At 74.0% G+C, this 24,551-nt stretch carries 24 protein-coding genes; 13 read left to right on the top strand and 11 right to left on the bottom strand.

What is annotated here, in order from left to right:
• Positions 1–53 precede the first annotated feature (53 nt).
• Together KGD84_RS27375 and glpX are read right to left on the bottom strand one after the other, a co-directional pair.
• Entirely contained in the window at positions 54–1,631 is a 1,578-nt protein-coding gene (locus tag KGD84_RS27375) for a hypothetical protein (RefSeq protein ID WP_338151191.1), read from the bottom strand.
• Positions 1,632–1,921: 290 nt separating this feature from the next.
• Positions 1,922–2,938 (bottom strand): class II fructose-bisphosphatase, encoded by a 1,017-nt coding sequence (gene glpX / locus KGD84_RS27370; protein ID WP_220563221.1) that lies wholly within the window; start codon positions 2,936–2,938, stop codon positions 1,922–1,924.
• Between the two features lie 150 nt (positions 2,939–3,088).
• Between glpX and KGD84_RS27365 the strand changes: the two genes are divergently transcribed.
• Both KGD84_RS27365 and KGD84_RS27360 read left to right on the top strand, forming a co-directional pair.
• Positions 3,089–3,706 carry a TetR/AcrR family transcriptional regulator gene (locus KGD84_RS27365; protein WP_220565344.1) on the top strand — a complete coding sequence of 206 codons (618 nt, stop codon included), beginning with the start codon at positions 3,089–3,091 and terminating at the stop codon, positions 3,704–3,706.
• 97 nt (positions 3,707–3,803) lie between these two features.
• Positions 3,804–4,376, top strand: a complete 573-nt coding sequence (locus KGD84_RS27360) for a DUF4245 domain-containing protein (protein ID WP_220563220.1) — start codon at positions 3,804–3,806, stop codon at positions 4,374–4,376.
• 72 nt (positions 4,377–4,448) lie between these two features.
• Here the strand turns inward: KGD84_RS27360 and KGD84_RS27355 are convergent, their stop codons facing one another.
• The gene (locus tag KGD84_RS27355) at positions 4,449–5,420 is read right to left on the bottom strand and encodes a 4-hydroxy-3-methylbut-2-enyl diphosphate reductase (protein WP_220563219.1); all 972 of its coding nucleotides are present in this window, start codon (positions 5,418–5,420) and stop codon (positions 4,449–4,451) included.
• A gap of 312 nt (positions 5,421–5,732) precedes the next feature.
• On the opposite strand from KGD84_RS27355, the gene KGD84_RS27350 reads away from it, so the two are divergent.
• From KGD84_RS27350 to KGD84_RS27335, 4 genes are all read left to right on the top strand, one after another.
• On the top strand, positions 5,733–6,473 hold the full coding sequence (locus tag KGD84_RS27350; RefSeq protein WP_220563218.1) for a DUF8129 domain-containing protein: 741 nt from the start codon (positions 5,733–5,735) through the stop codon (positions 6,471–6,473).
• A gap of 166 nt (positions 6,474–6,639) precedes the next feature.
• Positions 6,640–7,158, top strand: a complete 519-nt coding sequence (locus tag KGD84_RS27345; RefSeq protein ID WP_220563217.1) for a DUF3060 domain-containing protein — start codon at positions 6,640–6,642, stop codon at positions 7,156–7,158.
• A gap of 84 nt (positions 7,159–7,242) precedes the next feature.
• Entirely contained in the window at positions 7,243–8,502 is a 1,260-nt protein-coding gene (gene xseA, locus KGD84_RS27340) for an exodeoxyribonuclease VII large subunit (RefSeq protein WP_220563216.1), read from the top strand.
• Positions 8,503–8,504: 2 nt separating this feature from the next.
• On the top strand, positions 8,505–8,771 hold the full coding sequence (locus KGD84_RS27335; protein WP_220563215.1) for an exodeoxyribonuclease VII small subunit: 267 nt from the start codon (positions 8,505–8,507) through the stop codon (positions 8,769–8,771).
• A 75-nt stretch (positions 8,772–8,846) separates the two neighbouring features.
• On the opposite strand, the gene KGD84_RS27330 is transcribed toward KGD84_RS27335, so the two are convergent.
• The 3 genes from KGD84_RS27330 to KGD84_RS27320 form a co-directional block, all read right to left on the bottom strand.
• On the bottom strand, positions 8,847–9,425 hold the full coding sequence (locus tag KGD84_RS27330) for a DUF6542 domain-containing protein (protein WP_220565343.1): 579 nt from the start codon (positions 9,423–9,425) through the stop codon (positions 8,847–8,849).
• Positions 9,426–9,706: 281 nt separating this feature from the next.
• Complete coding sequence (locus KGD84_RS27325; protein WP_220563214.1) at positions 9,707–10,963, bottom strand: DNA recombination protein RmuC; 1,257 nt, start codon at positions 10,961–10,963, stop codon at positions 9,707–9,709.
• A gap of 6 nt (positions 10,964–10,969) precedes the next feature.
• Complete coding sequence (locus tag KGD84_RS27320) at positions 10,970–11,623, bottom strand: TetR/AcrR family transcriptional regulator (RefSeq protein ID WP_220563213.1); 654 nt, start codon at positions 11,621–11,623, stop codon at positions 10,970–10,972.
• Between the two features lie 134 nt (positions 11,624–11,757).
• On the opposite strand from KGD84_RS27320, the gene KGD84_RS27315 reads away from it, so the two are divergent.
• Entirely contained in the window at positions 11,758–14,271 is a 2,514-nt protein-coding gene (locus KGD84_RS27315) for a glycoside hydrolase family 3 protein (protein WP_220563212.1), read from the top strand.
• Between the two features lie 256 nt (positions 14,272–14,527).
• On the opposite strand, the gene KGD84_RS27310 is transcribed toward KGD84_RS27315, so the two are convergent.
• Positions 14,528–15,538: a LacI family DNA-binding transcriptional regulator gene (locus KGD84_RS27310; protein WP_220563211.1), complete on the bottom strand. Its 1,011-nt coding sequence runs from the start codon at positions 15,536–15,538 to the stop codon at positions 14,528–14,530.
• A 207-nt stretch (positions 15,539–15,745) separates the two neighbouring features.
• Here KGD84_RS27310 and KGD84_RS27305 point away from each other — a divergent pair, with 207 nt between their 5' ends.
• The 3 genes from KGD84_RS27305 to KGD84_RS27295 all read left to right on the top strand — a co-directional run bounded on the left by KGD84_RS27305 (position 15,746) and on the right by KGD84_RS27295 (position 18,680).
• Positions 15,746–16,951: an MFS transporter gene (locus KGD84_RS27305; protein WP_255646841.1), complete on the top strand. Its 1,206-nt coding sequence runs from the start codon at positions 15,746–15,748 to the stop codon at positions 16,949–16,951.
• Positions 16,952–16,977: 26 nt separating this feature from the next.
• On the top strand, positions 16,978–17,673 hold the full coding sequence (locus KGD84_RS27300) for an alpha/beta fold hydrolase (protein ID WP_220563209.1): 696 nt from the start codon (positions 16,978–16,980) through the stop codon (positions 17,671–17,673).
• Between the two features lie 308 nt (positions 17,674–17,981).
• Positions 17,982–18,680: an alpha/beta fold hydrolase gene (locus KGD84_RS27295; protein WP_220563208.1), complete on the top strand. Its 699-nt coding sequence runs from the start codon at positions 17,982–17,984 to the stop codon at positions 18,678–18,680.
• 241 nt (positions 18,681–18,921) lie between these two features.
• On the opposite strand, the gene KGD84_RS27290 is transcribed toward KGD84_RS27295, so the two are convergent.
• Complete coding sequence (locus KGD84_RS27290) at positions 18,922–19,863, bottom strand: FkbM family methyltransferase (protein ID WP_220563207.1); 942 nt, start codon at positions 19,861–19,863, stop codon at positions 18,922–18,924.
• A 285-nt stretch (positions 19,864–20,148) separates the two neighbouring features.
• Between KGD84_RS27290 and ychF the strand changes: the two genes are divergently transcribed.
• Positions 20,149–21,240, top strand: coding sequence for a redox-regulated ATPase YchF (ychF, locus tag KGD84_RS27285; protein ID WP_220563206.1), 1,092 nt, complete (start codon positions 20,149–20,151; stop codon positions 21,238–21,240).
• 44 nt (positions 21,241–21,284) lie between these two features.
• On the opposite strand, the gene KGD84_RS27280 is transcribed toward ychF, so the two are convergent.
• Positions 21,285–21,641, bottom strand: a complete 357-nt coding sequence (locus KGD84_RS27280; RefSeq protein WP_220563205.1) for an iron chaperone — start codon at positions 21,639–21,641, stop codon at positions 21,285–21,287.
• 244 nt (positions 21,642–21,885) lie between these two features.
• On the opposite strand from KGD84_RS27280, the gene KGD84_RS27275 reads away from it, so the two are divergent.
• Positions 21,886–22,536, top strand: a complete 651-nt coding sequence (locus KGD84_RS27275) for a hypothetical protein (protein WP_420910371.1) — start codon at positions 21,886–21,888, stop codon at positions 22,534–22,536.
• 90 nt (positions 22,537–22,626) lie between these two features.
• On the opposite strand, the gene KGD84_RS27270 is transcribed toward KGD84_RS27275, so the two are convergent.
• A complete protein-coding gene (locus KGD84_RS27270; protein WP_220563204.1) occupies positions 22,627–23,016 on the bottom strand; it encodes a hypothetical protein in 390 nt (129 codons plus the stop codon).
• Between the two features lie 101 nt (positions 23,017–23,117).
• Here KGD84_RS27270 and sigJ point away from each other — a divergent pair, with 101 nt between their 5' ends.
• Positions 23,118–24,041 carry an RNA polymerase sigma factor SigJ gene (gene sigJ, locus KGD84_RS27265; RefSeq protein ID WP_220563203.1) on the top strand — a complete coding sequence of 308 codons (924 nt, stop codon included), beginning with the start codon at positions 23,118–23,120 and terminating at the stop codon, positions 24,039–24,041.
• Here the strand turns inward: sigJ and KGD84_RS27260 are convergent.
• Positions 24,020–24,547, bottom strand: coding sequence for a helix-turn-helix domain-containing protein (locus KGD84_RS27260; RefSeq protein ID WP_220563202.1), 528 nt, complete (start codon positions 24,545–24,547; stop codon positions 24,020–24,022). The two genes, sigJ and KGD84_RS27260, sit on opposite strands and share 22 nt — an antisense overlap.
• Between the last annotated feature and the right edge of the window lie 4 nt (positions 24,548–24,551).

Here is a 24,551-nt window from a genome sequence, read left to right as displayed (position 1 = left end):
GAGCGCGAAGGGGGGAGCGGCCCGCGGCCGCTCCCCCCTGTGCGTGGTCCCGGTCAGCCCGCGCTGGGGGCCCAGCGCAGTTCGACGCTGCTGCGCTGCCCCTCGTCGGTGACGCTCAGCGCCAGGCCGAGCGCCCCCCACTCCTCGGGGGTCTGCACGTCCTCCGGGGTCAGGACCTGGCGCATGTCGAAGTACCCGGCCACGATCGCCTCGTCCATCTCCTGCATGGTCTGCTGGAAGACGGGGTCGTCGGACAGGCGGCCGGTGCCGCTGCTGCCCTGGGAGACCACCACGGCGTCGCCGTCGGAGGAGACGCCCGGGGGAGTGGAGTACGGGTCGGCGACCATGGCCTCGACGAAGTCGCCGATGACGGCCTCGTCACCGCCCACCGCCCGGTACTGGAACGAGAACTGCTCGCCGCCGTAGCCGCCGAAGAAGTCGTCCAGGCTGATCCCGGTGACGCCGAACGCGGTCGAGGAGCCCAGCAGGTCGCTGATGCCCTCCGGCATGGAGACGCCCATGCCGTTGAACTCGCGCTCGAACTCCTGCTGCTGGCCGGAGCTGCTGAAGAGCGGGATCTCGTCGTTGTTGTAGGCGTCGATCAGCGCCTGGTCCAGCCCGCTGGCGCCCAGGGCCATCACCGTGTCGTCCGGCAGCGAGCCCAGCGCCGCCACGCTCTCGCCCGGGGTCTCCGCCAGCCATGACAGGTCGGCCTCGTTGACCTCGAACGCGAAGGCGTCCATCCGCGCCTCCAGGTACTCGCCGTCCACGCGCACCGAAGCGGTCGCCCGGCCGGAGAAGTCGGCCGGCTCCGCGGCCAGGTCGGCGGAGAACTCGTTGGCGAACGACTCGATCTCCATCGCCGCGCCCAGGTCGGCCCAGGCCAGGGCCAGGCTGCCGTCGGGGACGCCCGCGATGTCGTCGGAGAAGACGTCGGCGTCGGCCAGCGACCCGTGCTCCTGTACCTGCGCCTCCAGGTCGGACAGGGCGGCCTGGGAGTGGGTGAAGACGACGTAGTCGCCGTCCACCGAGTAGAAGATGTCCTCCTCGGCGGCGGCGATGTCGGCGAAGTCCTCCTCCGCCAAGCGCGGGTCCTCCACGGCCAGGGCGATGGCGAGGGCGACCCCCGCCCCCTCCTCCAGCTCGGCCTCGCCGGAGGTCGGCCACACCGAGAAGCCCGCGCGCTGGCCGATCCACTCCTCGACCCGGTCCTGGCTCGGGGCGCTGTCGGGGAACGCGTCCACGAACATCTCGGCGAAGAACTCGGTCATGTCCCCGTCGGGGCTCCCGGTCTCCTCGACGACCTCGGCGGGGAGGCGGTCGACGAACTCCAGCAGCTCGATCGCCTGCGACCCGTCGATCGCCAGGTCGACCTTGCCGAAGGCGATGGAGCTGCCGGGCAGCACCTCCTCCGGCTGCGGGCCGCCGAAGGAGACCAGGGACACCGTGGCCCACACGGTCCCGGCCATCACCACGACGGCGGTGCCGGCCGCGGCCGGGATGAGCCAGCGGTTGCGCTTGCGCGGGGCCCCGGGCGGCACCGGTCCGCCGGGGAAGCCGGGCCCGCCCGGACCACCGGGGCCTCCGGGGAAGCCGGGGCCGCCCGGGGCGGCGTACTGCTGTCCGGGCACGCCGGGGGGTACGGCGCCGGGCGCCGGAGGCTGCCCGGGGACGGGGCCCCCGGGCTGGTTCGGCGGCTGCCACTGGGGCTGCCGGGGGGGATCGGGATAGGACATCGGACCTCCGACGGATTTCTCACAGGCGCGGTGTCCGCGCTGCCAACGAACTTTCAGATGCCGCCTCCCCCCGCCGCGGTTCTCACAGGGAAGGGGGAACTCCCGCGCGACATGTGACACGGGTGGCCGGCGTGACGGGGTTCCGGGGCCCGTCCTCCGACCACCCGTCGGGGGTGGGGCGGCCGTCAGGCCTGCGGGGCGGAGGTCAGGTCCACGCCGCTGTAGGCCGACAGCTTGCTCAGCCGGTGCTCGCTGAGCACCTGGCGGACGGTGCCGCTGCGGCCGCGCATCACCAGCGAGTCGGTGATGACCCGCGAGGACTCGTAGCGCACGCCGCCGACCAGCTCGCCGTCGGTGATCCCGGTCGCCGCGAAGAACACGTCGTCGGACGAGACCAGGTCGTCGGTGTACAGCACCCGGTCCAGGTCGTGCCCGGCGTCGACGGCCTTGGCCCGCTCGGCGTCGTCCTTGGGCCACAGGCGGCCCTGGATGACGCCCCCCAGGCACTTCATCGCGCAGGCCGTGATGATGCCCTCCGGGGTGCCGCCGATGCCCAGCAGCAGGTCGACGCCGGTGCCGGCGCGGGCCGCCATGATCGCGCCCGCCACGTCGCCGTCGCTGATGAACTTGATCCGGGCGCCCGCGTCGCGGACCTCCTTGACGATCTGCTCGTGGCGCGGGCGGTTGAGGATGACGACCGTCACGTCCTGCGGCGACTTGCCCTTGGCCCGCGCCACCGCGCGGATGTTGTCGGCCACGGGCGCGGCGATGTCCACTACGTCGGCGGCCTCGGGGCCGGTGGCCAGCTTCTCCATGTAGAACACGGCGGACGGGTCGAACATCGAACCGCGCGGGCTCAGCGCGATGACGGCGATCGCGTTGGGCATGCCCATCGCGGTCAGGGTGGTGCCGTCGATCGGGTCGACCGCCACGTCCCAGTCGTGTCCGCCGCCGTCGCCGACGCGCTCGCCGTTGTACAGCATCGGGGCGTTGTCCTTCTCGCCCTCGCCGATCACGACGGTGCCGTTCATCGACACGGTGCTGATCATGTGCCGCATGCCGCGCACGGCCGCGCCGTCGGCTCCGTTCTTGTCGCCCTTGCCGACCCAGCGGGCGGCCGCCAGCGCCGCGGTCTCGGTCACACGGACCAGTTCGAGGGCGAGGTTGCGGTCGGGCGCGGTGGGACCGCCGGCCTGTGACATGGGAAGGTGCCTTCCGTCGGGGACAGGGTGGGATTCACGTCTTAGGGTAGTCACCCGGCATGATCGGCCGCCTCGGCGGGCACGCTCCCGTGTCCGGTCGGAAGCGTAAGGTCTACGCTGGCGTGATCCGGACGGGAGTGAGGCATGACAGTGGAAAAGACGGACCGGCCGACCCGGGTCTCCCCGCGCGGCGCGGCGACGCGTACCGCGCTGCTCAGGGCCGCCGCCCAGGTCTTCCGCACGGTGGGCTTCGCCAAGGCCGGGGTCAGCGAGGTCGTGGCCGTCGCCGGTGCCAGCGTGGGCAGCCTCTACCACCACTTCACCGGCAAGGCCGACCTCTACCTCGCCCTGTACGAGGAGTTCCAGCAGCGGCAGCAGGAGCGCACCCACCAGGCGGTGGTGGACGCGCGGGCCCGCGGCGAGAGCGACCCCACCCGGCTGATGAACATCGCCGCCCGCGCCTACCTGCTCGGCTGCATCGAGGAGAGGGAGACCACACGCCTGTTCTTCAGCGGTGACGGCCCGCCCGGTTTCGAGTACCAGCTGCGGGCCCGGCTCACCCAGTGGACCGACCGCAACGTCGCCCTGTACCGCAAGGCCGACGAGCCGGTGGACGAGGCGCTGCTGATCGTGGTGAGCGGCGCGATGCTGCTGGCCGTCGCCGAGGTGGTCAACCGCGACGACGCCGACTCCCTGCGCCTGGCCGACGACATCACCCGGCTGCTCGACCAGCTCCAGCCGCTGCGCCGCGACGACGACCGGCCGTGAGGCCCCGCCCGGCGCGCCGGACCCGCCCTGCGGGGCCGGGGCGGTAACCGCACCCCGGGTCGGAGCGGGCCGCGACCTGCGGCAAGCTGGAACCGTCATGAGTGAGTACAGCCGGTCCAGCGCGACCTTCAAGAACTACGCCATCTCCCTGGGCGTCATCATCGCCATCGTCCTGGCGCTGGCGTTCGTGGTCTCCACGCGATCGGGGGAGAACATCCCGTCCGTGGACTACCGGCCCGAGGCCGAGGTGCTGCGCGGGAGCGCCGACTACCCGGTGACGATGCCCGCGGACGACCTCGCCGAGCAGGGGTGGACGCCCACCAGCTCGACCCTGGAGACCGCCGGACCGGTCGAGTGGAGTGTGGGGTTCGCCACCGCCGCCGACAGTCACGTGATGTTCACCCAGAGCGACGGCGACCCCGACGCGGTGGTGGCGGACCGCTCCAGGGGGGCGGAGGAGACCGGCACGGTCGCGGTCGGCGGCCGGGAGTGGGAGCACTACGAGTCCGAGGACTGGTCGGCCCTGGTCCTGCGCGAGGACGGGTACACGCTGGTGGTGGCCGGCCCGGCCGACCTGGACGAGCTGGCGCACTTCGCGGGCGGGCTGGAGACGGACGCCGAGGGGGGCGACGGGGCAGGGGCCGCGGAGGAGCCGGCCGGGGACTCCTGAGGGGGACTCCCGACGACGTACGAAAGGGGGCCCGGACCGCATGGTCCGGGCCCCCTTCGCCGTCGGGTCCCGCTACTCGGCGCGCAGGTCGCGGCGCAGCTCCTTGGGCAGCGAGAAGGTCAGGGTCTCGTCCGCGGTGGTCACCAGGGACACGTCGCCGTAGCCGTACCCGGCCAGGCGGTCCAGCAGCTCCCGGACCAGGATGTCGGGGACCGAGGCGCCGCTGGTGACGCCCACGGTGGTGACGCCCTCCAGCCACTCCTCCTTGAGGAGGGAGGCGTTGTCGATGAGGTGGGAGGCGTCGGCCCCGGCGGCCAGGGCGACCTCCACCAGCCGCACCGAGTTCGAGGAGTTGTCCGAGCCGACCACGATCACCAGCTCGCACTCGGGCGCCATCGTCTTGACGGCGACCTGGCGGTTGGTGGTGGCGTAGCAGATGTCGTCGCTGGGCGGGTCGAGCAGGTTCGGGAACTTGCGGCGCAGGGCGTCGACGGTCTCGTTGGTCTCGTCCACCGACAGGGTGGTCTGCGACAGCCAGGACACGTTGTCGGGGTTGCGCACCTGGAGCCGGTCGACCTCGGCCGGGCTCTCCACGATCTGGATGTGCTCGGGGGCCTCGCCGCTGGTGCCCTCGACCTCCTCGTGGCCGATGTGCCCGATGAGGACGATGTCCCGGTCCTCGGCCGCGAAGCGCTTGGCCTCCTTGTGGACCTTGGTGACCAGCGGGCAGGTGGCGTCGATCGTCTTGAGGCCGCGGTCGGCGGCCTCGACGTGGACGGCCGGGGAGACGCCGTGCGCGGAGAACACGACGATCGCGCCCTCGGGCACCTCGTCGGTCTCCTCGACGAAGATCGCGCCGCGCTCCTCCAGGGTCCGCACCACGTGCGTGTTGTGCACGATCTGCTTGCGGACGTAGATCGGGGCGCCGTACTGCTCCAGGGCCTTCTCGACGGTGATGACCGCGCGGTCCACACCGGCGCAGTAACCCCGGGGGTTGGCGAGCAGCACGCGGCGTTGCTTGGTGGCGGTGGTCGTCGCTGTCATGCAATACATCCTAGGTGGGGTACGCGGGTGCGCCGCGCGGGCGTGGGGGAGCGCACGTCCGGACAGGGCGGGGGACCCGGGCGGCCGCGGTGGGCCGTGTCCCGGCGTCAATGGTGACGGTATCGCAACAGGAGGCCTCCGGTTCCGCTTCGAAGTGGCGAAATCGTTCACTTATCCCCTGCTCATGGTGTTCTCCCCTCCTCTATCCTGGTTCACCATCGCATTGTGTTATAGGCGGTTCGCCCTCACCCGGCCCGGCCGGATCACGGGGTGCGATTCGCCCCGCCGAGAGCAATCAGGAGCCCCCGCCCCATGTCGAACCCGACGTTCGCCACGAAAGTCGCGACCCTGTTCAAGGGCCTTTTCGGGCGCAAGGACACGGCCGCCGCGCCCGAGTCCGCCGCTCCCCGCGCCGAGGAGGCCGCCGCCGCGGAACCCGCCGAGGCCGCCGCCGCTCCGGTGAAGGCCGGGGAGAAGGCGGAGGCCGAGGAGAAGGCGCCGGTCGCCGAGGTGGAGGAGACGGCCCCGGCCGCGCCCGCCGCCGCGGAGCCCGCCGAGGAGAAGCCCGCCGCCGAGGCCGCCGCCGCGGAGCCCGTCGCCGCCGAGCCGGTCGAGGCCGCCGAGCCCGTTGCCGCGGAGCCCGTCGAGCCCGCCGCTGAGAAGCCCGCCGCCGCCGAGGCCGCCGAGCCCGTGGCGGAGAAGCCCGCGGCCGAGACCGCGGAGGAGGCCGAGCCGGCCGTCCCCGCCACCGCCGACCTGCCCGACGGCGGCGATTCCGTCGCCGAGGAGCTCGCCGTGGCCGAGGCCAAGACCGAGATCGCCGACTCCGAGGTCCTGGAGAAGGTCCGCCGCGAGAACGCGCCCGCCGCCGAGGACCTGGCCGTCCCCACCTACGACGAGCTCACCCTGCCCTCCGTCCGCGCCCGCCTGCGCAAGCTCACCGTGGAGCAGGTCCGCGACCTGCGCGCCTACGAGGTCGCGCACCAGGGCCGCCCCGAGTTCATCAAGATGTACGACAACCGCATCGCCAAGCTGGAGGACGCCGAGGCCTGATCCCGGCCCCCGCGCCGTGCCCGAACGGGGGAACCGGGCGCGGTCCGGGGACCGGCGGGGCCGCCGGGGACGGCGGCCCCGCCGCCGCACCGGGAACCCGGACGGCGCCCGGAGCGTCACATCCGGTGAGAGACATCTCCGTTCCCGGCTCGAAAGGCCCACCGCCATGACCGCTTCCGCCCTCCGCACCCCGGCCCGCCTGGCCGCCGTGCTCGCCACGGCCGCGGCCTTCGGGCTCACCGGCTGCTCCTTCTCCCTCCCCGGCGGACAGGACGTCTCCGTCGACCCCGACGGTGTGAGCGTCCGCGACGGCGAGAGCGAGGTCTCCGTCGACGGCGAGGGCGGGGTCAGCGTCGACAACGGCGAGGGCGAGGTCTCCGTCGACGGCGAGGGCGGCGTGGGCGTCGGCGGCGACGAGGTCCTCAACGTCACCGGGGGCGACCTCACCGAGGACTGCGAGGGCCGCGCCGTCAACATCGCCTCCGAGGACGCCGTGGTCGTCCTCAACGGCTCCTGCACCACCGTCACCGTCGCGGGCAGCAACCTGACGGTGCACATCGGCTCCGCCGACTCCATCCACGTCATCGGCGCGGACAACACCGTCCACTACGCCTCCGGCGAGCCCGAGGTCACCGACCTGGGCGGCAACAACTCCGTCTCCTCCGGCGGCGACGCCACCCCGTAGGGCCCGCCCGCCCCGGGCCCGGAACCCGCCGGGCGCCCGGCGGCTCGGGGGAACGGTCGCACCCCTGGCCTAGGCTCGGGTGTCATGGGCATGGAGAGTTCCCCCGAGGCGCCGCAGCCGGTCCGCGTGGTCCTCAACGCCGTCGGCGGCTGGATCGGCCGGCTGGGCCGCATCTGGGTCGAGGGCCAGATCGCCGAGCTGAACCGGCGCGGCCGCATGGCCTACATCACCCTGCGCGACCCGGTCGCCAACGTCTCGGTGCGGGTGGTCTGCCAGACGTCCGTCCTGGACGCCCAGCAGCCCCCGCCGGAGGCGGGCGCCCGGGTCGTGGTGCACGCCAAGCCCGACTTCTACGAGGTGCGCGGCACGTTCTCGCTGCGCGCCCTGGAGATCCGCCACGTCGGCCTGGGCGAGCTGCTGGCCCGCCTGGAGCAGCTGCGCCGCACGCTCCAGGCCGAGGGGCTGTTCGCCCCCGAGCGCAAGCGCCCGCTGCCGTTCCTGCCGGGCACCGTCGGCCTGATCTGCGGACGCGACTCCGCGGCCGAGCGCGACGTCCTGGAGAACAGCCGGCGCCGCTGGCCCGCCGTGCGCTTCGAGGTGCGCCAGGTCGCCGTCCAGGGCGACCGCGCGGTCCGCGAGGTGGTCGACGCCCTCAAGGACCTCGACTCCCGCCCCGAGGTGGACGTCATCGTGATCGCCCGGGGCGGCGGCTCCCTGGAGGACCTGCTGCCGTTCTCCGACGAGGCCATGGTCCGCGCCGTCGCCGCCGCCCGGACCCCCGTGGTCAGCGCCATCGGCCACGAGCAGGACGCCCCGCTGTTGGACCATGTCGCCGACCTGCGCGCCTCCACCCCCACCGACGCGGCCAAGAAGACCGTCCCGGACGTGGGGGAGCAGCTGGAGATCATCCGCCAGCTGCGCGACCGCGGCCGCCGGGTGCTGGCCGGGGCCCTGGAGCGGGAGAGCGCCTGGCTGGCCTCGATGCGCTCCCGGCCGGCGCTGGCCGACCCGGTCCGGGAGATCGACCGCCTCACCGAACAGGTCCTGGACCTGCGCGAGCGCTCCCGGCGCAACCTCGCGGTGTCCCTGGACCGCGCCGCCGAGAACCTGGGCCACACCCGGGCCCGCCTGCACGCCCTGTCCCCGGCCACCACCCTGGCCCGCGGGTACGCGATCGTGCAGCGCGCCGACGGCACGGTGGTCCGCTCGGCGGCCGAACCCGACCTGGGCGAGACCCTGCGGGTGCGCTTCGCCGAGGGCGGCCTGGCCGTCACCGTGGACGCCGTCGAGACCGACCCGGAGACGGCCGACGAGACCGCAGACAGCACCGGAGGAGAAGAGTAGACATGGCGAAGAAGGACGCGGGCCGCGAGGCCGGGGCCGAGGAGCCCGAGCTGAGCTACGAGGAGAGCCGCGAGGAGCTCAACACCGTGGTGCGGCGGCTGGAGTCGGGCGGGCTGAGCCTCAAGGAGTCCCTGGCCCTGTGGGAGCGGGGCGAGGAGCTGGCCCGCATCTGCGAGCGCTGGCTGGAGGGCGCCCGCGCCACGATGGCGGCTGCCATGGACGAGCGCGGGAAGGACGACGCGCCCCAGGACGCGGACACGCCCTTCTGAGGGCGCCGTCCGGCGGCGGCCCGCCGGGGCCGCCGGGGCGGGGGCGAGGGGATCCGGGGCCGGTGCGGCCCCGGCTCACTTGCGGCCGTTGAGTTCGTCGCCCAGGTCGCGCAGGTTGCCGGGCAGCCCTCGGAACACCCCGATGACCAGCACCAGCGCCGTGCCCAGGAACAGCCAGGGGGCGACCTGGGCCAGACGCGAGGCCAGGGCGAGGAGGAGCACCCGGGCGAAGCCCTCGTTGCCCAGGGCGAGCACGCTCTCCGTGGCGACCACCGCCACGAAGAACGCGATCGGCGGGCTGACCGACAGCGAGAGCAGGTCGCCCGGCCGCACCAGCGACACCGTCAGCAGGCAGGCGAGGGTGAAGGCGACGCCCGGGGCCGCGGGCAGCGCGGCCACGTGCGCGATCACCGTGCCGGTGACGCTGAACAGGGCGATGACGAGGACGCCGCCGCGGCCGGTGAGCCGTGCGGCGCCCGTGGCGGGGCGGGTGCGTGGAGCGGTCGGCCGCGGCCCGGACGCGCCGCCGGGGGGACCGGCGGGGTGGGCGGGCGCGGGCTTCCTCGTCTTCGGCGCGTTGCGGGAACGGCCCTCGGGCCGCACGAAGTACGGTGCCCGCCCGGGTTCCGGGCCGTCCGTCTTGCGCGGGGGCATGGCCGTGCGCCTCCCAAGTGTGTTACTCACAGTGTTTAGTGTGTCACTTCTCGTGAGCGTTCGGTGTCTTTTCCGGGGAACGTGTCGTCATTTCGTCCACTTGCCCCTTCCGCACCGAACACGCCTTCCTCCCGTTGGACACCGGGATGCGGTGCCGCGGTTCACCATGTTCGCGGATGAAGTGTCCGCATTCGTCCCGCGGGTCGCCGGGGGCGCCCTGACCTGGTTTTCTTTCGGTCGGGGGAGGCCATTCCGGCCCGCCCGGGCGGGGATCTTTCTTTTTAGGTCGCGCTGTTGTGGCCGTTATTTGTCATCCGAATGGCGGCGTCCTCGACCAGTTCCGGGGCCGCGACCGTCCGGGGCGGCTCCTCCACCCCGCGCGGGCGCTCCAGGTCGCCGTCCACCAGGCCCAGCTCCCCGAACCGGCGCGCGGTCACCAGCACCCGGTTCTCCAGCGACCCCACCGTCTGGTTGTAGGCCGACACCGTCCGGGACAGGGCCCGGCCCAGCCCCTCCACATGGCCGCCCAGGGTGGACAGCCGCGCGTGCAGCTGCTTGCCCAGCTCGAACACCTCCCGGGCGTTGCGGCTCAGGGCCTCCTGTTGCCAGGCGTACTGGGCGGTGCGCAGCAGCGAGATCAGCGTCGTGGGCGTCGCGATGTGCACCCGCCTGCCCATGGCGTACTCCAGCAGCGCCGGGTCGTGCTCCAGCGCCGGGGCCAGGAACGCCTCGCCCGGGATGAACAGCACCACGAACTCCGGCGCCGGGCTCAGCGCCGACCAGTACGCCTTGCCCGCCAGCTGGTCCACGTGCGTGCGCAGGTGCCGGGAGTGCGCGCGGAGCCGCTCGCGGACCTGCGCCTCGCCCTCGGCCGCCACCGCGTCCAGGTACGCCGACAGCGGCACCTTGGAGTCCACGACGATGTTCTTGCCCCCGGCCAGGCGCACCACCATGTCCGGGCGGCGCGCACCGTCCTGGACCGCCACCTGCTCCTCGAAGTCGCAGTGCGCGCTCATGCCGGCCAGCTCCGCCACCCGGCGCAGCTGCACCTCGCCCCACCGGCCCCGCGCCTCGGGGCGGCGCAGCGCGGTCACCAGCGCCTGCGTCTGGTCGCGCAGCCGCTCGGAGCCCTCGCGCACGAACTCCACCTGCTTGGCCAGCTCCGCGTGCGCGGCCGCCCGGCCCGCGTCGGCCTCCCGCAGCTGGCGTTCGACCCGGTCCAGCATCTCGGTCAGCGGCTCCACCATGCGCTCGACGGCCCTGCGCCGTTCGTCCATGTCGTGCCCCGCCTGCGCGCCGACCGCGCGCAGCCGCCCCTCGGCCAGCTCCAGGAAGTTCCGGTTGGTCTGGTCCAGGGCCTGGGCGGACAGCGCCCGGAAGCGCTCGGCCAGCCGCTCCTCCATGAACTCGGCCCGGTCCCGGGCCGCCTCGGCCTCCGCCCGGGCCTGCGCGCTCTGCCCCCGGGCCCAGAGCAGGCCCAGCGCGACGCCCACCGCGATGCCGACGAGGAGTACCGCCATCAGTGAGAGGAGATCCATGGCGCCCTATGGTGTCAGTCCGTGTCCGGCCGGGTCCCCCCCGCCACGCAGGACATCGGTGAGCAGAGCCAACAAGTCGGGCATGTCCGCCGCCTCGGGGTCGTAGGACCACTGGAGCTGGAGCCCGTCCATCGCCGCGATGAGCAGGGCCGCCGCCTGTTCGGGGGTGGCGCCCGAGGGCAGGCGGTCGCCGTGGGTGCCGCGCAGGACGGCGGCGATCCGGGCGCGCAGGACGGCGAAGCGCTCCGCGAAGTAGCCGTGCGCGGGGTGGTCCTCGGCCAGGCCCTCGGCGGACAGGAGGGTGTACAGGCGCACGATCCCGGGGCGGGAGGCGTTGCGCTCGGCGACGTCGCGCAGGCGGTCGAGGTCGTCCAGGGAGCCGAAGTCGGCCTCGTCGATCTCGTCGCGGCGGCGCAGGACGGAGACCAGCAGGGCCTCCTTGGTGGGGAAGTGGTGCAGCAGCCCCTGCTGGCTGAGCCCGACGCGCTCGGCGACGGAGGCCAGGGAGCTGTTGTGGAACCCGTGCTCGGCGAACTCCTCCAGGGCCGCGGTGACGATCTGTTCGCGGCGGGCGGTGGCGGGCGGGCGGCCCCGGCCGCGGCGGGCGGGGGCCGGGGCGGGGTCGGCCGCGGGTCCGGGGGCGGGTGTCTGTTCGGTCATCGGGTCCCAGGCTAGTCCGTCGTGACACGGAGGCGTCGGGGCTTCACAAGGTCGAGTTAAGCGTTTAACCTAAAGGTCATAATTTGCCGAGTGCTCGGTAGGTAAATTCTGTGCGCGACCCTCGGAGGTTCACCATGCACGCATCCGACGCCGACCGCGAACGCCGTGTCGAGGAGGCCCTGGCCGCCCTCGACCTGGAGGGCAGGGTCGCCCTCCTGTCCGGCGGCTCCATGTGGGCGGTCCCCGCGAACCCGGCCATCGGCCTGGGCCGCCTCGTCATGTCCGACGGCCCCGTCGGCGTGCGCGGCGAGCACTGGACGCCCAGCGACCCCTCGGTCCAGCTGCCCAGCCCCACCGCTCTCGCGGCCACCTGGGACCCCGGCCTCGTCCGCACCGTCGGCCGGCTGCTCGCCCAGGAGGCCCGGCGCAAGGGCGTCCACGTCCTGCTCGCCCCCGCCGTGAACATGCACCGCTCCCCGCTGGGCGGCCGCCACTTCGAGACCTACTCCGAGGACCCCCTCCTCACCGGCGAGATCGGGGCCGCCTACGTCCAGGGCGTCCAGGAGGGCGGTGTGGCCACCACCGTCAAGCACTTCGTCGCCAACGACTCCGAGACCGACCGCTTCACCGTCGACGTGCGCGCCGACGAGCGCACCCTGCGCGAGATCTACCTCGCCCCCTTCGAGCGCATCGTCGCCAAGGCCCGCCCCTGGGGCGTCATGGCCTCCTACAACAAGGTCAACGGGACCACCCTGACCGAGCACGCCGAGCTCAACGCCGTACTGCGCGAGGAGTGGGGCTTCGACGGGTTCATCGTCTCGGACTGGACCGCCGCCCGCGACACCGTCGCCGCCGCCCTGGCCGGGATGGACGTGGCCATGCCCGGGCCCAACACCGTCTACGGGAGCCACCTCGTGGACGCCGTCCGCGACGGCCGCGTCCCCGAGGAGGCCGTCACCGGGATGGCCCGCCGGGTGCTGCGCCTGGCCGCCCGGGTGGGGCTGCTGGAGGGGGCCGAGCCCGTGGTGGCCCCGACCGACCGGCCCGCCGGGCTGGACGGCCGCTCCGTGGCGCGGGAGGCCGCCGCGCGGTCCTTCGTGCTGCTGCGCAACGAGGGCTCCGCGCTGCCGCTGGAGCCCGAGCGGATCCGCCGGGTGGCGCTCATCGGCCTGCCCGCCTCCGAGGCCCGGACCAGCGGCGGCGGCAGCGCCAGCGTGTTCGCCGAGCGCACCGTCTCGCCGCTGGAGGGGCTGCGCGCCGCGCTGCCCGGGGACGTGGAGCTCGTGCACGCCGTCGGCACCGACCCGCGCACCGGGCCGCCCGCCGTGGCCGCGCCCCTGAACGCCGCGTTCCTGGCCGCCGACGGCCGGGTCCTGGCCACCGAGCCGCTGCCCGACGGCACCGCCCGGTGGATCGGCGAGCTCCCGGCCGGGGTGTCCAACGCCGAGCTCGACCGGATCGAGCTCACCGGCGAGTTCACCCCGGACGTGGACGGCGACCACCTGATCGGGGTCTCCGGGGCGGGCCGGTACGTGCTGGCGGTCGACGGGGAGACCGTGTTCGACGGGGAGCTGAAGGCGGAGGGGGACGACCCGGCCGCCGCCATGTTCGCGCCGCCGACCGCGGCGGTCCCGGTCGCGCTCACCGCGGGGCGGCCGGTCCGGCTCTCGGTGGTCAAGGCCCACGAGGACCTGGGGATGGGGGACTTCGCGTTCATCGGGTTCACCGTCACCCACCGGGCGCCGCTGGCCGACGACGCCACGCTGCTGGCCGAGGCGGTCGAGGCCGCGCGCGGCGCCGACGTCGCGGTGGTCGTGGTGGGGACCACGGACGAGGTGGAGTCGGAGGGCTTCGACCGGGACTCGCTGGCCCTGCCGGGGCGCCAGGACGAGCTGGTCGCCCGGGTCGCCGAGGTGAACGAGCGCACCGTCGTGGTGGTCTGCGCGGGCGCCCCGGTGGAGATGCCCTGGCGGGAGGACGTGGCGGCGGTGCTGCTCGCCTGGTTCGGCGGGCAGGAGGTCGGCGGGGCGCTGGCCGACGTGCTGCTGGGCGGGGAGGACCCGTCCGGGCGGCTGCCCACCACCTGGCCGGTCGCCCTGGCCGACGCCCCGGTCACGCAGGTCGTGCCGGAGGACGGGGCGCTGGAGTACTCCGAGGGCGTGTTCGTCGGCCACCGCGGCTGGGAGCGGTCGGGCGCCGAACCCGCCTACTGGTTCGGGCACGGGCTGTCCTACACCCGGTGGCGCTACGACGCCCTGGAGGTGTCCGTCGGCGCCGACGCGGCCGGTGGGGCCGGGGGCGCGGGTGGCGCCGGTGACGTCGACGGTGCCGTCGGTGAGGAGGCCGCGGTGGCCCGGGTGCGGGTGCGCTTGACCAACGCCGGCGAGCGGGCGGGCCGCGAGGTCGTCCAGCTCTACCTGGCCCCCCACGAGGCGGGCGACCGCCCGGCCCGCTGGCTGGCCGGGTTCGCGGCCGTGTCCGCCGAGCCGGGGGAGACGGTCGACGTGGAGATCGACGTCCCGCGCGATGCCATCCGGACCTGGGCGGAGGACGCCGGTGAGTGGGAGTACCCCGCGGGCGGCTACGACCTGCTGGTCGGCCGCTCCTACGCGGACGTGCGCCTGACCGCCCGCGCCGAACTCGGGTAGCCCCCGGGGGCGGACGGCCCGCTGCGTCGCGGACCGGGGGCCGGGGCGCCGGTCGGGGCGTGCGTATCCCCGCCTCGGCCCGCTGCATCGTGGCCTGCTGTGCCCGGCCCGCTGCGTCGCGGGCCGGGGGCGAGCCGCGGCCGGGGCGGCGTTCGTCCACAGGGGCGGAGGGCGTGGGTGGCGCGCGGGGGCGCTGCCGTGGTCCGCTATAGGCAAGGGGACCTCGTGCCCTCCCCTCCCCTCGGTGTGCCCGGGGTCAGGTCCGGCGGGGGACCGGGTGGGCGGTCCAGGGGGAGAGGTGCACCTCGGCCCCCTCGGTGATCGCCTCGGTGATGCGGCGGGCGATCTCCTCGGGGCTCTCGCTCCGCAGGCGGACGCTGGTGAGGGCCGGGCGGAGCATCTCGCAGAGCATGAGGTCGTCGGCGCCCACGAGGCCGACCTCCTCGGGGACCCGCACGCCGGCGTCGAGGAGGGCGCCCAGCAGCAGGCCGGAGAACTCGTCGTTGTAGCCGAAGACGCCGCGGGGCAGGCCCTCGGCGCGCCAGGCGGCGACGATCCCGGCCGCGGAGGCGGGGGAGTAGTCCATGTCGTGGACGCGCACGGCGGCGCCGGCCTCGGCGGCCGCCTCGCGGACGCCCGCGAGGCGGCCCTCGCCCATGGTGCGCAGCGGCGGGTCGGTGGGCAGCACGACGGCCAGGTCGCGGTAGCCGCGGCCGGTCAGGTGGCGGCCCGCGGCCAGGCCGACGGCGTGGTGGTCCATGACCAGGGTGGACAGGCCCGTCCCCTTGGCGCGCGCCGGGTCCGAGCCCAGGCCGATGACCCGGATGCCCGCCTTGGTGAGCAGCTCGACGCCCGCGGCGGTGAGCCGGTCGTCGCCCGCCAGGACGGCGGCCGGGCGCAGCGCCGCCCAGGCGCGGGCCGCCTTGACTCCGCGGTTCTTCTCGGCGCCGTACTGCATGAGCGTGTAGCCCAGGTCGCGCAGCGCGCGGGCGAGCGCGTACAGGAACTCCGACGCCAGCGGCCCGTGCGCCACGTCGAAGTGCACGTACAGGACCAGGTCGCGGGCGCCCGTGCGCAGCGACCGCGCGCTGGCGTGCGGCACGTACCCCAGGTCGTCGGCGGCGGCGCGGACCCGGGCCCGGGTCTCCTCGGGGATGCGCGCGCCCGCGGGGGCGTCGTTGAGCACGTACGACACGGTCGCGGTGGACACTCCCGCCCGGCGGGCGATGTCGGAGATGGTCGCGGGTCGGGGGCGGATCGAGGTCATGCGGCTAGTGTGCCCTGTCTTCTCAGGAGGGTGTGAAGTTCCGGTCACCGGACCGTTGACAATAGTTAAACGTGTAACTAGCTTAAACGAATAACCACACCTGAACAGGTGTTTCTCCTCACTCCGGCCAAGGATGATGCGACATGTCCGAATCCGTTTCCCCCCTCTCGGACCAGAGGCCGCCGGAGCCTGCGGCGCCTGATCCCGGTGCTCGGCGTCGGCAACCTCGCCGTCTACGCCTTCTACCTGGGCATCGGCGCCGTCCTGCTGCCCCTCCAGGTGCAGGGCCTGACCCCCGGCGACGAGGAGGCCGCCGTCGCCAACCTCGGCCTGGTCTCGGGCGTCGCCGCGGTCTTCGGCACCGTCTTCAACCCCATCGGCGGCGCCCTGTCCGACCGCACGCGCTCGCGGTGGGGGCGCCGCAACCCGTGGATCCTCGGCGGCGCCGTCGCCGGGCTGCTGCTGGTCCTCGCGCTCGGCTTCGCCGACTCGCTGCTGATGATCGCCCTGGGCTGGTGCCTGGCCCAGGGGGCCATGAACCTCCACCAGGCCGCCGTCACCGCCGTGATCCCCGACCGCGTCCCCCACGAGCGCCGCGGCACCGCGGCCGCGGCCATGGGCATCGCCGTCGCCGCCGCCGGGGTGCTGGGCACCGGGGTCGCCACCCTGTTCACCGGTGCGCTGCCGTTCGGCTACATCGTCCTGGGCGGCCTCGTGGTCGCCGTCGCCGTCGTGCTCACCACCACGACCCACGACCCCCGCGGCGACGAGCTGCCCCCCGTCGCCGCCGGTGGGCGGGTCGGCCCGCTCGCCGCCCTGGGCCGCTTCCTGTCGGCCCTCTCCCACCGCGACTTCACCCTGGTGTTCGTCGGCCGGGCGCTGCTCTTCTTCGGCTACTTCCTGGTCCTGGGCTTCCAGCTCTACATCCTCGACTACTTCGTCGAGATGCCCGAGGGCCTGGCCCCCGCCGCCGGGGTCACCGTCCTGAGCCTCGTCACCGCCGCCGCCACCGTCGTCACCACCGCGGTCGGCGGCCCGCTCTCGGACCGCCTCGACCGGCGCCGCCTCTTCGCCCTGGTCTGCGGCGTGGTGTCGGCCGGGGCGATGCTCATCCCGTTCTTCCTGCCGACCTGGACCGGGATGCTGGTCTTCGCCGTCGTCAACGGCAGCGCCTTCGGCTGCTTCATGGCCGTCGACACCGCCCTGGCCACCCTGGTCCTGCCCAGCGGGGCCGACGCCGCCCGGGACATGGGCGTGCTGAACATCGCCGCCGCCGGGCCGCAGGTCATCGCCCCGTTCATCGCCTCGACGATCATCCTCCACCTCGGCGGATACGGCTCCCTGTTCCTGGTCGGCTCCGCCGTGGGCCTGCTCGGAGCGCTCGCCATCGTCTTCGTCCGCGGCGTCCGCTGACGCCGCCCGCAACCGAAGGGAAACCCATGGAACTGGCCACCTACGACACCGGTACCGGTGACCGCACCGCTCTGCTCGTCCACGGAGCGATGTCCGACCACGGCACCTGGCACGCCGTCGAGGCGCACCTGACCGGCCTCGGCTACCGGGTGATCGGCGTGGACATGCGCGGCCACGGGGCCAGCGGCCGCGGCGGCTACAGCGTCCGGGCGCTGGGCGACGACCTGGTGGATTCCCTGCCCTCGGGGGCGGACCTCGCCATCGGCCACTCCATGGGCGGCCTGGCGCTGTCCCTGGCGGTGGAGCGGCTCGCACCCGCCCGCGCGGTGTACTCCGACCCCGCCTTCGGCTTCGCCCAGGTGGACCCGGGGGTCTCCGCGGCCATGCGGAGGATGGTCGCCGAGGCCACCGCCGAGTCCGTGCGCGCCATGAACCCGCGCTGGAGCGACGCCGACATCGCCGCCGAGCTCGCCGGCTTCGCCGCCTTCGACCCCGCGTTCTTCGACGTCGTCGCCGACGCCGCCGCGCACGACCCGATGCCCGCCGCGGCCGCGGTGCCCTCCCTGGTGCAGCTGGCCGACCCCAGCTTCACGGTGGACGCCGAGGGGGCCCGCCGCCTGGCCGAACGGGGCTTCGAGGTCCGCACCGTCGCCGGGGCCGGGCACTGCATCCACCGCGACGACCTGCCCGGCTTCCTCGCCTCCCTCGACGGCTGGATCTGAGCCGCCCCTCCCGCGCGGCGCCCGGCCCCCGGGCGCCGCGCCCCGCGAGGGGGACTCCGTACCGCCGGGACCGCAGAGCGCAGAACGGCCGTCGCGCCGTCGCCGCCGTCGCGACGGCCCGGGACCCCGCCGGTCCGCCCGCGGAGGGGCCGGTGCCGTGACCGGGAAGGAAAGCTGCGCGCGCACGTCCGCTTCCGGTCATTTCCTTCTCGGTCCCCGGATTGTCCGAGAGGCTGAGATGACCGCTCCGGTCGACCGGTCCCCTCCCGGTCCCGGGGCGGCCTCTCGTCCCTTCGCAAGGAGTCCCATTGAACCTGGAGACCTACACCACCGGCACCGGAGAAAGAACGGCCCTGCTCGTCCACGGGGCCGGGGCCCACCACGGAACCTGGCACGCCCTGGTCCCCGCCCTCGTCGAGCGGGGGTACCGCGTCGTGTCCGCGGACCTGCGCGGCCACGGGGCCAGCGGCCGCGGCGGCTACAGCGTCCAGGCGCTGGGCGACGACCTGGTGGACTCCCTGCCCTCGGGGGCGGACCTCGCCATCGGCCACTCCATGGGCGGCCTGGCGCTGTCCCTGGCGGTGGAGCGCTCGGCCCCCGCCCGGGCCGTCTACCTGGACCCGGCGTTCCGGCTGCCGCCGATGCCCGCCGACGCGGGGGAGCGCATGCGCCGGGTCTTCGAGACCGCCGACGCCGCGCACGTGCGGGCCATGAACCCGCGCTGGAACGACCTCGACGTGGAGCAGGAGCTGGCGGGCTTCGCCGCCTGCGACCCGGAGTTCTACGCCTTCGTCGCGGCCGAGGTCGCCGGGCACGACCTGCTGCCGGACAAGGCGCACGTCCCGTCCCTGGTGCTGCGGGCCGAGGACGCCATCACGGTCGACGACCGGGCCGCCGCCGAACTCGTCGAGCGCGGCTTCGAGGTGCGCAGGGTGGCGGGGTCCGGGCACTGCATCCACCGCGACAACCCCGCCGGGCTGCTGGCCGAGCTGGACTCCTGGCTCTGACCCGCCGGCCGGACCGGGGGCGGGGCGCACGCCCCACCCCCCGGACCGCGCTCCGCGCCCCGGCGGCACTCCGCCCCGGGGACCGCGCTCCGCATCCCGGACCGCGCCCCACCCCCCGGACCGCGCTCCGCCCCGGGGACCACACTCCGCGCCCCGTCGGCACCCCACCCCCTGCGGGCCGCGCCGCACCCCCCGCGGACCGTGCTCCGCGCCTCGGCGGCACCCCGTCGGCGCCCCGGCCTCAGGAACAGGCGGCCAGCGCCTCCCGCCAGGCCCGCGCCGCCGCCCAGAAGCCCTCCCCGGCCGGTTCGGGGGTGAGCAGCCACATCCGCTCCCACGCCGGGGACGAACGCGCCGCGATCTCCCGGCTCGGCTGGTACGGCGGCCGCCCGTTGACCGGGTACCACGTGTACTCCAGCGGGTCCAGCAGGGCCATCAGCCGCTCCTCCAGGCCCCGGCCCGGACGCACCCTCACCAGCAGCCACGGCCGGAACCGGCGCAGCACCCCCAGGCCCCCGGCCACGACGTCGGGCTCGGTGCCCGCCGTGTCGATCTTCACCACGGCCGGGGAGCAGCCCTCCGACTCGCACCACCGCGACAGCGTGGCCGCCCGCACCGTCGTCCCCGACAGGTCCTGGCGCCGCGGAAGCCCGATCGTGTTGCACATGTCGTTGTGCCGGGCCCGCCGCAGGTAGGCGCTGCCGTTGTGGTTGCTCAGAGCGGCCTCCACCACCGTGAAGCCCCGGCCCGTGGCCTCCGCGGCCGACCGGGCCGCCAGGGCGATCTCCGGGGTCGGCTCGAACGCGAACACCGGGCGCCGCGACCGCGTCGCCGCCAGCATCGCGTACACCCCGACCCCCGACCCCACGTCGAGCACCGCCCCCGGCCGGGTGCGGTCCAGCATGGCCAGGAAGCAGGACAGGGCGTCGGGGCCGTGCCCGGCCAGCCCGTGGGCGGCCAGTCTCCGCGGCACCGTCAGGTAGCCGGGCAGGTGCAGCGTCAGCTCCCGCGGATCGCCCGCCCCGCCCTCTGGCAGGGCCAGGGTGAAGGTGCGGCTCCACGGCGGCACCCGGCCCGGGTCCAGGCCGCCCATGCTCCGGGGCAGCCGGACGCGCAGCCGCCGTGCCGCGAACCTCACCAGCGGGTAGCGGCGCACGATCTCGCGCAGGTGGTCGGTGACCATGTTCCCCCCAAGAAACGGGTCGGGGGCCCGGGCGGTCGTCCGCGCACCGGCCCGCGCTCCGCGTGGTGCGCGGGCCTCCCCGCCGCCGGGACCCGCGGCCGTGGCTCGCAGGCCGGGGTACCGGGGAAGGGGTCGGCGGGTCGGACATCTCCCGCCCGGGTCCCCGGCGACATGAATCGAACCTACTGTGCGTAGTGATGCCTGCGCAGCGTGTTTCGGCGATCGGTCCGGTTTCCCCCCGGGAACGGATCGGCCGGGCCGCCGGGCCGCATAGACTCTCACCTTGTGAGTCTGTCTATCGGGATCGTGGGACTGCCCAACGTCGGCAAGTCCACCCTCTTCAACGCGCTGACCAAGAACGACGCTCTGGCCGCGAACTACCCGTTCGCGACCATCGAGCCCAACGTCGGAGTCGTCGGCGTGCCCGATGCACGGCTCGGCCGGCTCGCCGAGATCTTCGGTTCCGCCAAGGTCCTCCCGGCGACCGTCGACTTCGTGGACATCGCGGGCATCGTGCGCGGCGCCTCCACCGGTGAGGGGCTGGGCAACAAGTTCCTCGCCAACATCCGCGAGAGCGACGCCATCTGCCAGGTGATCCGGGTCTTCGACGACCCCGACGTCACCCACGTGGACGGCGAGGTCGAGCCCTCGCGCGACATCGAGACCATCAACACCGAGCTGATCCTGGCCGACCTCCAGACCCTGGAGAAGGCCCTGCCGCGCCTGGAGAAGGACGCCAAGCGCAACGCCAAGGACAAGGACTCCCAGGAGCTGCTGGCCGCCGCCCGCGCCGCCCAGGAGATCCTCGACGGCGGCACCTCGCTGTACGCGGCCGGGGACAAGGACGTCGACCTGGCCCGGCTGCGCGAGCTGAGCCTGCTCACGGTCAAGCCGTTCATCTACGTGTTCAACCTCGACAGCGGCGAGCTGGCCGACGAGGCCCTGCGCGCCAAGCTCCAGGAGCTGGTCGCCCCCGCCGAGGCGATCTTCCTGGACGCCAAGATCGAGGCGGAGCTGGCCGAGCTGGACGACGACGAGGCCCAGGAGCTGCTGGAGTCCATGGGGCAGACCGAGTCCGGCCTGGCCCAGCTGGCCCGAGTCGGGTTCGACACCCTGGGCCTGCAGACCTACCTCACCGCCGGGCCCAAGGAGGCCCGCGCCTGGACCATCAAGAAGGGCGCCACCGCGCCGGAGGCGGCGGGGGTCATCCACACCGACTTCCAGCGCGGCTTCATCAAGGCCGAGGTGGTCTCCTACGACGACCTGGTCGCGGCCGGCGACATGCAGTCCGCCCGCGCCGCGGGCAAGGTCCGCATGGAGGGCAAGGAGTACGTCATGGCCGACGGCGACGTCGTGGAGTTCCGCTTCAACGTGTAGCGGCCCCGCGGCGCCCGCGCCGCGCGGATCCGCGGCGGCGGTCCTCAGCCGTCGGCGTGTTCGCGTGAAGCCCGCGCGATCCGTGTCACGAGATCGTCCGGGACCGGCTTGCGTGGCGGGAAGGTGATGCCGGTCCTGCTCGCCTTGAGGCCTGCCTCCGCGATCTCCGCGGCGTGATCGGAGATCGCGGGGGCGAGGAAGTACAGCCCGATCTGCTTGCTGAACGCCGCGTAGCTCGCGACGACCGTGCCACGGATCCGGAACCCCGGCATGTTGTACGCCGTCATCTCCTCCGCGTCCGGGAGAGCCTCGCGCAGGAGCTCCCGGAGGCGGTGGAGGACCGGGCGGAACGCCTCCGGCGCGGCGGCGATGTAGGAGTCGTGGTCGGTGATGGTCGCCATGTCCCTGCCTTCCTCGCGGATGTGCGCACTCTAGCCGCCAGGGTGCCGAAGGGCGGCGGTTCCACGCCCGGCCCCGGACCCGCCCCGCAGAGCACGGCCGAGCCGTCATCCGGGCGAGAATACGGCCGAGGGGCGGTCGCGTACCGGCCCGTGCACGGCCGCGCGGCCTCGAAGGGGAAGGTGCGATGTGAGTGACCGAAAGCTCGTATTCCGGGATGGGCAGGGGCACAGGCGTTCGTTCACGATGGGCGACCACGACCACCTCAAGTTCTCGACGGCGTTCAACGGCTTCATCAAGAAGCACGTGAGCGAGGACAACTCGACCTTCCGTCTCGAACGTGTGCTCACCGATGAGGTGCTGGTCATCGAGACCGCCTTCGGGATCGTCGGACGTGTGCGCGACGGCGAGGACGCCGAGGCCGACTACCGCCGCTATGAGCGGCGCACCGACGGCGTCGACCTGCAACTGCGCTTCGCCTACAGGGGTCACGCCGCCCTCGACGACCACGGCCCGTGGACCACGGATCGCGAGAGCCTGCTGCCGGACGAGTCGTTCGAGAACCTCGAACTCGCCTGGGCGCGGGAATCGCGCAGGGTCGAGCAGAGGCGCCGGGAGGTCGCGGCGATGCCGAAGCTCGACAGGAAGGCCCTGAAACGGTTCTGCGGGATCTGGGCCGACACCGGCCACAACGAGTACGTGAGCGATGCCGAGGTGTACTACGTGCTCTTCGGCGGCCGCACGCTCGCAGAGGCGGGCGCGGCCCGGGACGAACTGCTGGAGACGGTCGAGGCCCTGGGCCTCCACATCGCAGAGACCCCGGCCGGCGCTTCTCCGGGCGAGGTGTGGGTGCGTTCCGATCCGCGCATCGACATGGAGCTCGAAAAATGGAGCTGAGGCACGGCCCCGAGCCCTGACCCGGATCCCCGGCCCGCCCCACGGCGCCGAACCTTCGAACGGCGGCCCGGTCCGCGGCCCGGGCGCCTGTCAGTCCGCGGTCCGGGCGCCCGGCTTCAGGCTCAGGGCCAGGGCCAGCAGGCTCAGGCCGAACATCAGCACACCCAGCGGGACGTGCGCCGCCGGGACGTGCAGGATGCCGAGCACGACCTGGACCGAGGCCAGGGCGAGAAAGCCGGACGCGTACCAGAGGTGCCGGGGCGAGCCACCGCCCGGTTTCCACACCAGCGCGGCCGCGAGCACGTACAGCATCGCCGCCCCGTACATCACCCGGGAGCCGATGTCGTGCATGACCGCCCCGTACGGCGAGACCAGCAGCAGTCCGGCGGAGACCGCCTGGAGGAAGAGGGTCAGGGTCTGCGTCGCGATCGCGACCCGGAGGAACGGGAATCGCCGTTCCGCTGTTCGGACGGTGGTCATGTCGGTGCCCCCCTTTTCCGCCCGGGGGCGGTGGATGGATAAGGTCTCACCGGTCCGACGACGCGGGCCCGCAAAAGGTCAGGCGAAGGGTGGTCGGGACCATGGGAACGGCAGGGGAGGCCCCCGCCGGGGCCGCCGGTGAACGCCGCCTGCTGATCAACGTCGCCTACCGGCTGCTGGGCTCACTGGTCGAGGCCGAGGACGCCGTCCAGGACGCCTACGCCCGCTGGTACGCGTTGCCGCCGGGCCGGCGCGAGGAGATCGTGTCCCCCGGCGCCTGGCTGACGACCGTCACCTCCCGCATCTGCCTCGACGTGCTCGGCTCGGCCCGGGCCCGGCGGGAACGTTATGTCGGCGCGTGGCTGCCCGAGCCCCTGCCCGACCGCGACGAGTGGAACCACGGCCGGAACACCGACCCCGCCGACCAGATGGTCCTCGACGAGTCGGTGGATACGGCCTTCCTCGTCGTCCTGGAGTCGATGACGCCCGCCGAGAGGGTGGCCTTTGTCCTGCACGACGTGTTCCGGTACCCCTTCGCCGAGATCGCCGACATCCTGGACCGCACCCCCGCCGCCTGCAGGCAACTGGCGTCCTCCGCCCGGCGCCGACCGGGGACCGCCCACCCGCCGCGGGCGGGGGCCGGGCGGGCCGAGGTGATCCGGAACATCAAGCGGGCCTGGCGGTCCAAGGACATCGCCGCCCTCGTCGGACTCCTGGACCCGTCCGCCGTGATGACCTCCGACGGCGGGGGCCTGGCCGGTGCCGCCCTGCGACCGATCGAGGGGCGCCGGAACATCGCCGCGTACATGACCGCCATCGCCGACCGCGCCCCGGGCCTCGAACTCCTGGAGCGGTCGGTCAACGGCGCCCCGGGCCTGGTGGGCCGGCGCGCCGGCACGGTCGTGACCGTGGCCTCGTTCGGTGTCTCCGAGGGTCGTGTCACCCGGATCTGGGTCGTCCGGAACCCGGAGAAACTGCGTGCCTGGACTCGGACCGGGGGCGGTCAGGGACCGGGCACCGGGTAGCGGACGACCAGGACCGCCTCGACGTCCCCGTGCGGCGCGCTGTAGACGTGCGGGACGTCGGAGGTCCAGCAGCCGTGCTCGCCGGGGCCCAGCTCCAAAGGTGCGGAGGCGGCGCCCGCGCGGGCCGTGCCGCTCAGGACGATGAGGCGCTCCGTCGTGCCGGGGACGTGCGGCGGGGACTCCTGGACGGCCCCGGCGCGGATGCGCAGGCGGTAGGTCTCGGTGGTGGCGGCGCCGTCCTCGAAGCGGTCGATGAGGACGGCGTCCACGGCGCGGCCGGAGACCTCGGAGCGTTCGGCGACGGGCCCCAGCACGGAACCGAGGGGCTCCCCGAGCGCGGTGGTGAGCGCGTACAGCGTCTCCAGGGTGGGGTTGCGCCGGCCGGACTCCAACTCGGAGAGGGTGCCCTTGCCGACCCCGGAGCGGCGCGCCAGCTCGGACAGCGACAGGCCCCGCCGTCCGCGCAGCTCACGCAGCCGCAGCCCCACCCGCACGGCGAGCTCCATGGCC

The sequence above is a fragment of the Nocardiopsis changdeensis genome (genome assembly GCF_018316655.1).
GTDB classification, from domain to species: domain Bacteria; phylum Actinomycetota; class Actinomycetes; order Streptosporangiales; family Streptosporangiaceae; genus Nocardiopsis; species Nocardiopsis changdeensis.
This window is presented reverse-complemented; position numbering and strand designations above follow the sequence as displayed.